At 31.0% G+C, this 10,879-nt stretch carries 11 protein-coding genes; all 11 read right to left on the reverse strand.

The features are described 5' to 3' along the window. On the reverse strand, positions 1–741 hold a 741-nt coding region (locus tag AACZ53_RS11135), incomplete at its 3' end, for a polysaccharide biosynthesis/export family protein (protein WP_339838339.1). Positions 742–801: 60 nt separating this feature from the next. Further along, the gene (locus tag AACZ53_RS11140) at positions 802–2,706 is read right to left on the reverse strand and encodes a nucleoside-diphosphate sugar epimerase/dehydratase (RefSeq protein ID WP_339838342.1); all 1,905 of its coding nucleotides are present in this window, start codon (positions 2,704–2,706) and stop codon (positions 802–804) included. A 71-nt stretch (positions 2,707–2,777) separates the two neighbouring features. Continuing rightward, complete coding sequence (locus AACZ53_RS11145) at positions 2,778–3,914, reverse strand: DegT/DnrJ/EryC1/StrS family aminotransferase (protein ID WP_339838344.1); 1,137 nt, start codon at positions 3,912–3,914, stop codon at positions 2,778–2,780. A 62-nt stretch (positions 3,915–3,976) separates the two neighbouring features. Beyond that, on the reverse strand, positions 3,977–4,612 hold the full coding sequence (locus AACZ53_RS11150; RefSeq protein ID WP_339838347.1) for an outer membrane beta-barrel protein: 636 nt from the start codon (positions 4,610–4,612) through the stop codon (positions 3,977–3,979). Between the two features lie 130 nt (positions 4,613–4,742). Further along, positions 4,743–5,291, reverse strand: coding sequence for a sugar transferase (locus AACZ53_RS11155; RefSeq protein WP_339838351.1), 549 nt, complete (start codon positions 5,289–5,291; stop codon positions 4,743–4,745). Next, positions 5,288–5,902 carry an acetyltransferase gene (locus AACZ53_RS11160; RefSeq protein WP_339838353.1) on the reverse strand — a complete coding sequence of 205 codons (615 nt, stop codon included), beginning with the start codon at positions 5,900–5,902 and terminating at the stop codon, positions 5,288–5,290. The genes AACZ53_RS11155 and AACZ53_RS11160 overlap by 4 nt, the downstream gene beginning before the upstream one ends. 6 nt (positions 5,903–5,908) lie before the next feature. Next, positions 5,909–6,517: a sugar transferase gene (locus tag AACZ53_RS11165; RefSeq protein ID WP_339838356.1), complete on the reverse strand. Its 609-nt coding sequence runs from the start codon at positions 6,515–6,517 to the stop codon at positions 5,909–5,911. Continuing rightward, on the reverse strand, positions 6,510–7,823 hold the full coding sequence (locus tag AACZ53_RS11170; RefSeq protein WP_339838359.1) for a glycosyltransferase family 4 protein: 1,314 nt from the start codon (positions 7,821–7,823) through the stop codon (positions 6,510–6,512). The genes AACZ53_RS11165 and AACZ53_RS11170 overlap by 8 nt, the downstream gene beginning before the upstream one ends. Beyond that, complete coding sequence (locus AACZ53_RS11175) at positions 7,813–8,919, reverse strand: glycosyltransferase (RefSeq protein WP_339838362.1); 1,107 nt, start codon at positions 8,917–8,919, stop codon at positions 7,813–7,815. The genes AACZ53_RS11170 and AACZ53_RS11175 overlap by 11 nt, the downstream gene beginning before the upstream one ends. Continuing rightward, complete coding sequence (locus AACZ53_RS11180) at positions 8,916–9,794, reverse strand: glycosyltransferase family 2 protein (protein WP_339838365.1); 879 nt, start codon at positions 9,792–9,794, stop codon at positions 8,916–8,918. Before AACZ53_RS11180 ends, AACZ53_RS11175 begins: the two co-directional genes overlap by 4 nt. Then, complete coding sequence (locus AACZ53_RS11185) at positions 9,794–10,813, reverse strand: EpsG family protein (protein WP_339838368.1); 1,020 nt, start codon at positions 10,811–10,813, stop codon at positions 9,794–9,796. The genes AACZ53_RS11180 and AACZ53_RS11185 overlap by 1 nt, the downstream gene beginning before the upstream one ends. Between the last annotated feature and the right edge of the window lie 66 nt (positions 10,814–10,879).

Consider the following 10,879-nt stretch of genomic DNA (forward strand, 5'->3'; position numbering starts at 1 on the left):
TAATAAGGATAGCGATGAAAGACCTACTGTTATATTGGGGCCAATAACAGAAGAATTAACTTTTGTTTTATTTGGTTCCACGTAAATCACATCATTTTGTACTAAATAATAGTAGGATGAATTAACAAAATCTCCTTTAGTAATATCCACTTTTTGGAAACTTTTAACTCCATTTTCTTCTCTTATGACTAAAATATTATCTCTTTTTCCATAAATCGTTAAATCACCCGCCATGCTTAAAGCTTCTAAAAGAGTTACTCTTTCACTATTGATTGGAAATGTTCCTGGTCTATTTACCTCGCCCTGAACAGAAACTTTAAAGTTTAATATTCTTATGGTTATAACTGGATTTGTGATTTTTCCAATCAATAATTTTTCAATATGTGCCACTAATTCATTTCTCGTTTTTCCTGAGGCTTTTATGGTTCCTAACTCTGGCATTTGAATATTCCCTTCCTGATCAATTTGATAAGGCAAAATTTGTTGTTGACCAACTTGTGAGGCTGTATTTGAAGTAACTGTAGCATTCGCTAAATTGTAAGGCTGAGCAATTATAGGGTTTCCTGCTGAAATTAAAATCATTAATAAATCATCCGGTTGCAAAACGGCTTGAAAATCGGCTGTTTTTGTTTCGCTTGTAGTAGATGCGTTTTGAAGTAAGGCAAATTTTTCCGAAGAAGAACAGGAAACTATCAAAATACTTAGGGATAAAATAAAAAATAATACTACTTTTCTATTCATTTTGTTTTTTTTAGGGGATAAAGATACATTATTTAAATATTACATAAAAGAGTACGCTAATTAATCCAAAATCTCATAAGTAGAGTTTAAACTCTTAAACTCTGGTACAATTTTTTTCATATACTGAACAATCTCAACTTCTTCTTTGCACAAAGAAATGGCAATCAATTGATCAATATCCTTTATAATTTGGTTATAATCTTCTTCCTCTTCCTCAGCAATCATAATTTTTTCATGGTGCGTAGGTAGGGTTTTAGAGGTATCATTCAACAACTCTTCATACAATTTTTCACCGGGTCTTAAACCAATAATTTTAATTTCTATTTCCTTATCCGGTTCATATCCAGCTAATTGTATCATTTTTCTAGCCAAATCAATAATTTTAACGGGTTTGCCCATATCAAATATATAGATTTCACCCCCATTACCCATTCCTCCAGCTTCCAAAACCAATTGACAAGCTTCTGGTATGGTCATAAAATAACGAATAATTTCTGGATGTGTTATGGTAATTGGTCCACCACTTTCTATTTGTTTCTTAAAAAGAGGCACTACAGAACCGTTAGAACCTAAAACATTTCCAAATCGGGTGGTAATGAATTTTGTGCTATGTTCTTTACCCAAAAGGCTACTATAATGCAAGGCTTGTACATATTTCTCAGCGATTCGTTTGCTAGCTCCCATTACATTACTTGGGTTAACCGCTTTATCTGTAGAAACCATTACAAATTTTTTCACGCCATATTGTACCGTCAAATCCGCTACGTTTTTGGTCCCTAAGACATTGGTATAAATGGCTTGGCAAGGATTGTTTTCCATTAAAGGAAAATGTTTATAAGCCGCAGCATGGAATACAACATCCGGTCGGTACTGTTCAAAGACTCTTTCTAAACTAGACTTGTTTCGGATATCCGAAATAATTGTTATTACCTTTACTTTCTTTTGCGATTTTTCAATTTCTAAGGAAATGTGGTGCAAAGGTGTTTCAGCTTGATCTACAATGATTAACTTTTTAGGGTTAAACTCTAATACTTGCCAAACAATTTCACTTCCTATAGATCCTGCAGCCCCTGTAATTAGAACCACTTTACCTGACAATTGCCTCGAAACTAATTTATTGTCTAAAACAATTGGTTTTCTTTCCAATAAATCTTCAATTTGAAAACTCTTAATTTGTTTTGAAATTTCTTTTTCATCTTCCCAATTGGTAATAATGGGAATGGTATACACTTTAATATTATGTTCTAAACAATCATCAATAATCTCCAATTTTTGATCTTTGGAGAGCGATTTTTCAGCTATAATTAAAGCTTTCGCTCTAAAACTTCTTAGGATAACGGATGTTTTCTTGCTGTTGTATAAAATTGGTAAGCCTAAAATACTTTTCGATTTATTAGACTTAGAACTGTCCATAAAGGCCACAATTTTAAATCGGGGTGGGCTTTCTGATTTAACAGCATTGGCTACGGCAATGGCATTGGCATCTGAGCCATATACAACTGTTGGAATCAATTTTTTAGCATCTATGGAATTGATAAAATTCTCAAAAACAAATTTCACTATAATTCTAAAGAAAAATAAAAAAGTAAAAGACAATACAAAACTCAATATTAAGCCTGGAAATAGAAATATTTTTTTACCCCAAAAGAAATAACTGAAATAATTAATCCCAATTAAAACCATTAAGGATGAAAAAGTGGAGAACATTAACTTTACGGCATCAATAAAACTGCTATGCCTCACAATACCAGCATAAGTTTTAAAGACAATAAAAAACAACACATTAACAGCCAATATTAAACCATAGCGTTCAAAGCTTGAAAGCGTTTCATAAAATTTAATCTGCAAATTGACCAACATCCCATAAGTTATAGCATTTGCAAATAATAAAATACAAATATCAATACAAAATATGATCCATCGAGGCAAATAACCAAATGCGTTTATCCTTTTATTAAACAGCATATTAAATGATTTTATTAGTAGATTTTTTGACAATTTATTACTTAAAATTTTTTCTTAAAATTGAGTTGATTTTAAACAAATGTACTAAAAAAAGAGGTTATATTTTTATTAATCTTTTCTTTATCTATATCTGTTAAATTTGAGCCTGATGGTAAACACAGGCCTTTCTTAAACAAGTCTTCTGAAACAGTGGTACCATAATAAGGATACTTCTCAAAAATAGGCTGCAAATGCATCGGTTTCCACAAAGGCCTAGATTCAACATCCGCCTTTTCTAAAAACAAACGCAAAGCTTCTCTTTTTTCATAAGAATCCAATAAAATAGCACTTAACCAATGGTTTGAAAAATAATCTTCATGGGGTTCTTTAAAAACAGAAACCTCTTGATTGTCCTTAAAAACTTCTTGGTAAAAGCTATGCATAGCCCTTCTCTGGGAAACCCTTAAATCTATGACTTCCATTTGACCTCGACCAATACCTGCACAAATATTACTCATTCTATAATTATAACCAATTTCAGAATGTTGGTAATGAGGAGCATTATCTCTAGATTGTGTAGCAAAAAAAATAGTTTTGTCTTTAACTGCCTTTTCTTTGCAAACCAATGCACCTCCACCAGAAGTCGTTATAATTTTATTTCCGTTAAAAGACAAAGCTGCTAAGTCACTAAAAGTTCCACATTTTTGTCCTTTGTAAGTACTCCCCAAAGCTTCAGCACTATCTTCCAAAACAGGAATGCCGTATTTTTTGGAAACTGCCATTATCTCCTCCACTTTAAAGGGCATGCCATATAAATGAACCCCAATAATTGCTTTTGGTTTTTTTCCTTTAGCTATTCTGTCTGTTATAGCTTCTTCTAAAGCTAGCGGACATAAATTCCAAGTATCTTTTTCACTGTCAATAAAAACAGGAATGGCCCCTAAATACAATATGGGATTAGCAGAGGCAGAAAACGTCATACTTTGACATAAAACCTCATCACCCGCTTTAACGCCAAGCAAAACCAATCCTAAATGCAATGCCGCTGTTCCAGAGCTTAAGGCCGCCACATGCATATCTTCCCTTAAATAGTGTTCTATATCTTTTTCTAAACCCGAAACATTAGGCCCTAAAGGAGCAACCCAATTCGTATCGAAAGCCTCTTGCACATATTTTTGTTCGTTACCTCCCATATGTGGAGAAGACAACCATATTTTTTCTGAATTCATATGCTAAAATTATTGTTATAGGATATAAAGTAAATCCCTAAAATAAGGCTATTCCAAATTTATTAACACCAATCAGCGTGTTTGGTTTTGTCGCCAATATAAAAATTTAAGCCTAAAGAAAACACAGCTGTTTTCCCAAGTTTTGACTTATATTGATTGTCTAAAAGCACCCCATCAAAACCATAATGTTGTTTCAAACGAAAAGCATAAGCAAAATCTCCATAAAAACTAATGCGTTCTGATACTTTTACTTGAGGCGTTAAACCAATAGTAGCCGTTCCAATATGTTCTGTTCCGCTAATGGTTTCTGGTTTAGCAAAAGTAACTCCCACACCAACACGCCCTAACAAACCAATTTTTTCATTTGTAGCTCGTTTTAAATCAACCAAACTCCCCACATTATAGACAGCTGAAGCAATTATTGTGTTGAAAGTAACTCCAGCCTCTCCTTTTGAAAAAGCATCTCTTCCATAATTTAACTTTACTCCAAAGTTTGGTTCAAACATATATCGAACCCCAATGTCAAAATGATTAAATCCTGAAAAATCACTTTTACTAAATTCGCTTCCGTATAGTTTTGAAGGAGTCACATACCCATAACCCGTTTCAATGGAAATTCTATTCCAATTCTCTTGTCCAAAAGACATTACGCTACACAAAAGAACCAACACCACACTTACTTTCTGCTTTGTATTCATTTTTTTTAATTTTTATGGCCCAACAAAATTGGCCTTCTATAGTTAAACTTAATAAAACAACTCTAAAACCCACTCCCATCACTCTATCTACTCATCACCAATTCTCCCCATCGACCAACAACTATAACTACTAACGAAAAACCGTCCTAAACAATATCTGCAAATCTAAGAAAATACTTTGGTTATAATAATATTTTAAATTCATTTTCACTTTATCGGGAAAAATTACATTATTATTATAAGCCAACGGATCAACTTGTTGAGTAAGAAGCTTTTCTTCCTTGGCGTATTTGATAGAAGCCTCAGAAGTTAAACCTGGTTTTAAGGAAAGGATTTTTCTGCTCTCTCCTTCTAATTTATCATAATATCCCGGAATATCAGGTCTTGGTCCTACAAAACTCATTTGTCCGAGTAAAATATTAAGTAATTGTGGTAGTTCGTCGAGTTTAGATTTTCGCAAAAATCGACCGAATGATGAAATTTGTTGTGTTTTATCCTTCATGGATTTTATTTTAAAAATTTTAAATAGTTTACCGTATTGACCTACACGGTCTTGCGTAAATAAACCGTTTGATTTTGTATCAAAAGAAGCTATTACTATTGTAAGCAGTATAACCCAACCCATAAACAGCAAGCCTACTACTGAAAAAACTATATCAAAAATTCTTTTGAAAATCATTTAGTCTTGATTTTTATAATTTTTCCCGGATTTCCCACTACAACTGCATAATCTGGTACATCATTTAGGATAACAGCACCTGCTCCAATGGTTGCCCATTTCCCTATTGTGATGCCTTGTATCACACTTGAGCCTATACCAATTTGAGTTCCTTCTCCTATAGTAACATTACCAGCTAGTGAAGCATTTGGCGAAATGTGAACATAATCTTCTAAAACACAATCATGTTCTACAACACTTCTTGAATTAATTATGCAATGTTTTCCAATTTTTGCATCTGAATTAACAACTACCTGTGGCATAACTATTGTCCCTTCTTCTATAGAAGCAAATGCTGAAATTGTGGCATCTGAATGGAATGCTGAAAAATATTGGAAGTTGTTTTTGTTTACTATTTTCTTTCGGATTGAATTATCACCAACAGCCACTATAAATTGACTACCTTCAGGAATTTCAAAGTCTTTAGTCTTAACAACTGGTATAGTTGAAATATAAAGAGTTTTAGGATTATCATCAATAATTGCTAACACTTTTATGTTATTTGAAAACAAAACATCTAATACAACTTTTGCATGACCACTTGCTCCAAAAAGATATTTATTGGTTTCCATATTAATTTACTTATTATTCCCTTTAAAAACTTCCATAGTTACTTCTCCTTCTTGAGAAATTCCTTCACTTACAACTACTTTTTTAACTGTTAAAAATAGTATTTTTAAATCTAACAAAAAAGTGCAATTTTTCACATACCAAACATCATATTCAAATTTTTGGTTCCAACTGATTGCATTTCTACCGTTAATTTGTGCCCAACCTGTTATGCCTGGTCTAATAGCATGTCTTTGTTTTTGAGTTTCATTGTACAAAGGTAAATATTGTACTAACAAAGGTCTTGGACCAATTAAACTCATATCTCCTTTTAGTACATTCAACAATTGTGGGATTTCATCCAAAGATGTTTTTCTAACGAAAGCACCAATTGGCGTTAGTCGTTCACTGTCTGATAATAATTGGCCTAAAGGATCTTTTTTATCATTCATGGTTTTGAACTTAATGATGTTAAAAAGCCTTTCATTTTTACCAGGTCGTGTTTGAAAGAAAAATGGCTTACCGTGATTGGCAAAAAACAGACCTACCATAACAATTATAAAGACTGGACTTAAAAGAATAAATCCAATTAGGGCAGCTATAAAATCTAATATTCTTTTGAAAAAGGATTTATACATTTTCTTCTAAGCTTTTATATTCGTTTAAAATTGCAGACCAAACTACTTTTTGTTCATAATTTTCCGCAATTCTATTCCTTGCATTTTTTTTATGCAATTGATATACTTGTTTATCTATTAAATATTTTTTCATGGCTTCAAAAACAGCACCGGTATTTTTAACTGGTATTATTAAACCGTTATTTCCATTAATAATAATTTCATTACACCCATTGATATCTGAAACAATACTAGGCAAACCCATTGCTCCTGCTTGTAAAACCACATTTGGAAAACCTTCTCTATAACTTGGAAAAACTAAAGCGTCAGCAATAGCAAAATAAGGTCGAACATCGTTTTGAAAACCTACAGAAATTATATCAGGATTTTCCTCAATACTTTTTAGAGTTTCAGGTAACAAAGGATCCAATTCCGCTTCCAAAAGACCTACTAGTAAAAGTTTACAGCTATAACTCCCTTTCCCATCCTCCAAATCTCCCTTTCTTCTATTCTCCCTTTCTCCTATTCTCCAATACTCCCCATCTCCTCTTCTCCCTTTCTTCCCTTCTCCCTTTCTCCTAATCTCCTCATCTTCCATTCTCCCATTCTCCCCTTCTCCCTTTCTCCCCATCTCCTCTTCTCCAAATCTTCCAAACGCCTCCACCAACTCATTAATTCCTTTATCTGAAACCAACCTTCCTACAAAAATAAAAACAAAATCATCATGATTTATGCTTAATTTTTCTCTTAATTTAACATTATCTTGCTTGGAAAAATGAAAGGAGTCAAAATAAGATAAATCTACTCCGTTAACATTACCATTTGCGATTATTTTTAAAGGCTTGTTTGTTATTTCATAAGCCAAAAGATCTTTTTTAACACCTTGCCCTTCAGGAAATACATTTGTAGCATGCCAACACAATAGTTGATCCATTAATATAAGTATTCGCTGCATAATACCTTTTTTAGAAGGAAAAACTAGCCCTGTAAACGTATGCATACGAACTGGAACTCCTGCATATTTTGCAGCTATCATAGACAACAAACCTGCTTTTGGAGTAATGGAATGTACAATTTGTGGTTTTTCTTTTTTAAAATACAAATACAATTTAATTAAACTAATCAAATCTTTTAAAGGCGAAATTTGACGTTGCATTTCAATAGCGTGAACATGAACCTTTTCTCGCACAGCTACTTCCTTTAAATCTTCATCATATCCAGAAACAGCAACAACATTGTAATGGTTTTGCAAAAAACAAAGTTGACCTTTCAATAAAACATTTAAAGACAATGCTATTGTTGAAGTTCTTATTAATTTAGGCTTCATGTATTTCTTTATAAAGTTTAATATGTTTTTCTATCATAATTGAAATATCAAAATGCTTTGAACGCTCTAAACAAGTTTTTGCTATTTGTAAATAATACTCATTATCATTTATCAAATTATTAATTTTATTAATTAAATCCGTCGTATTTCCTTCTTCAAATAACACCCCATATCCCTTAACAATTTCACGTAGTCCTGGTACATCAGAAGCTATAAAAGGTACTCCTGATGCTAAACCTTCAATTGAAGACAAAGACAAACCCTCATACTTACTCGACAAGACAACTAAATCTACAGATTTTAATAACCTAGGAATATCTGCTCTCTGACCTAAAAAGAAAACTCTATTTGTCAATTTTTCTTTGGTGACAAATGCTTCACATATTTTTTTATTTTCACCTTCTCCAACTAACAAAAGTTTAAAATGATTAGGAAGAAATTGCATTGCTTTTATTAAAGTCAACTGATCTTTTTGAGGTCTAAATGCTGCCACTTGAATTATTATGACATCATCTAAAGCAATGTGTTCATTTATACCTATCCTATCATGTGGTATAGCTTCTGTAATGCTATTAATATTGACACCATTTTGAATAACCACAAGTTGACTATTACTTTTGTTTAAGTAATTAAGATAAATATTTTTTATTTCTTCTGTTATGCAGATTAATTTTATATATCTTTTATAAATAAAGGATTCTAATGGTTTTAACAGTTTGCTTTTAATTCTTCTATTTGTAGTATTATGTTCAGTAAATACTAATTTGCATTTATTGCCAATTAAAATATTTGCCAAAACAACATAGTATTGAGCTGGAAATAAATGAACATGCGCTAAATCATAATTTTTTAAAATTTTTGCAATTTTAAAAATGTTTGAAATGCTATAAATGTCTTTATAATTTTTAGATGTTTTTAAAATGTGTATTGTGCCGCAATCCATTTTTTTTAGCTCTTGAGTAAACATGCAATTGTTATCCCACAGCAACAATAAATCAACATGAATTCCTTTTTCATTGTATAAAGGCAAAGTGTCGAGAATTAATTTTTCGGCACCCCCTGTAGCTAAGGAATTTATTATATGTATTATTTTCATTTATTGGTTTTAAAACGTATGTACAAATTTAATAGAATTCCAAAAGGTAAAGCTAAAAAGACAAGTAACGGCTTATCAGATTTAAACAACCAAGATGGATTTTTTAAAAAAATTGCAGAAGACACTAAATGAATTGCATTTTTAAACCTTTCTTTAAACGTTTTGCCGAATTTTATACGACTAATTCTTGAAAAGGCAAAACCATTTGGGTTTTTTCTATACTGCTGTAAAATATTCCTAGAAGAACCATCATCTTGATATTCTACAATACACAATACTTCGTTAATCGGTTTTAAAGTATAATCCTGATCAATCAATATATAAAGATAATCTAAAGGCACGAACCTTTCTTTTTCAAAAAGAGGATATTTAGGATATTGTTTAACAACAGCTGTTTTATATACTATTTTTTTATCTCCTTTTACCTGATGCAGCGTATAGAGTTCGTTCAGTTTAACAGCCTTTAAATTACTTGGAATAGTTGTGCCAATAATTTTATTATCTTTAGTAGCATCTAAACCAATAATCCCGGCTTCGTTTTCATCTAAATTTTTAGTATTTTTTAAAATTAGTTCCACTGCATTGTCAGGCATGTAATCATCTGAATCAATACAAACATTAAATTCAGTAGTAATTGTATTGTAGGCTGTATTATGTGCTCCGTGCATGCCTTGATTTTCTTGAAAGACATAGTGTATAGTAATCTTCTTTTCTTTTTGCCAACTAGCTACCAATTCATTAGTTTCATCTGTAGACCCATCATCAACAAGTAACCATTCAAAATCTTGATTGGTTTGTTTAATAAGACTCTTATATAATTGTGGCAACAAATAAGCTCTATTGAAGGTAGGTGTAAAAACGGTAAGTTGATTCATTATGATAATATTACATTCATTAAATAAGTAAAAGAAAAATAAGCTAAAATGATAATTGCTACTACTCTATGTTGATTTCTAAATATTTTCTTTTTCAACAATGGATAAATTATTATTATTCCTAACATAAACCATGATAAATAGGCAAATCTATTCGAATAATTTGCTTTTATTACTAAAATCCAAAACCCATTTACAATTAAATAAATATTAAATAACCTGAAGTAAAAGATATCTGTAAATAATTTTTTATAAATATAATACCACCCTGCATATACACCAGATGCACTATATATTAAAAAATCCCATCTAAAACCTGTTTTTAAGTCCGTAATACCCTCACTTGCGTAGTCAAAACCACCCATATAGCCTTCTAAATTATTAGAATCAATTATTCCTAAATTTAGGAAAAAAGAAATAAATACATTTCCTAAAACTAAAGATAATGGTATACAACATAACCAAGCAATTAAATATTTTTTAGGATAATTGTAATAATTTGTCATCAAATAAGCCATAAATGGCAACAATAAAGATTGATGAAAACCACAAGCAACAATAAACATAATATATTTAAAAGATTTTTTTTTAATTGAAATTCCTAATAAAAAAATACTAGAAGCTATACCATTACGAATACCATTTGTACCATATGACCAAAAAGAAAATGAAATTATAAGCATAAAAAAGGCATAAAACCAATACTCATTAAAAACCTTCTTAGTAAAACTAAATAATGGATATAAATACATAAAAGCACATAAAAAAAAGAAAAAAGTTGCTGACTCAGAACTTGAAATTATATTCATAAAAAATATGAATAAAAAATCTTTATTATAATTTGGAGGATTACCGTTTACAAGTAAATTAAATTTATGATAGTAATTACCCATATCTCCAAAATAGACACTAACTGGTCTAAAGCCTATAAAGAACAAGACAATTAAAAACAAAAAGATACCTAAAATTAAAATACCAAGACCAAAAGCAGATGAGGATATGGCTGTTGTTGAGGATATGGCTGTTGTTGAGGAGGATAAGGATTATATTAATGATGAAATTATTGATGAAATAGTAAAAGAAGT

The sequence above is a fragment of the uncultured Flavobacterium sp. genome (genome assembly GCF_963975005.1).
Classification (GTDB): domain Bacteria; phylum Bacteroidota; class Bacteroidia; order Flavobacteriales; family Flavobacteriaceae; genus Flavobacterium.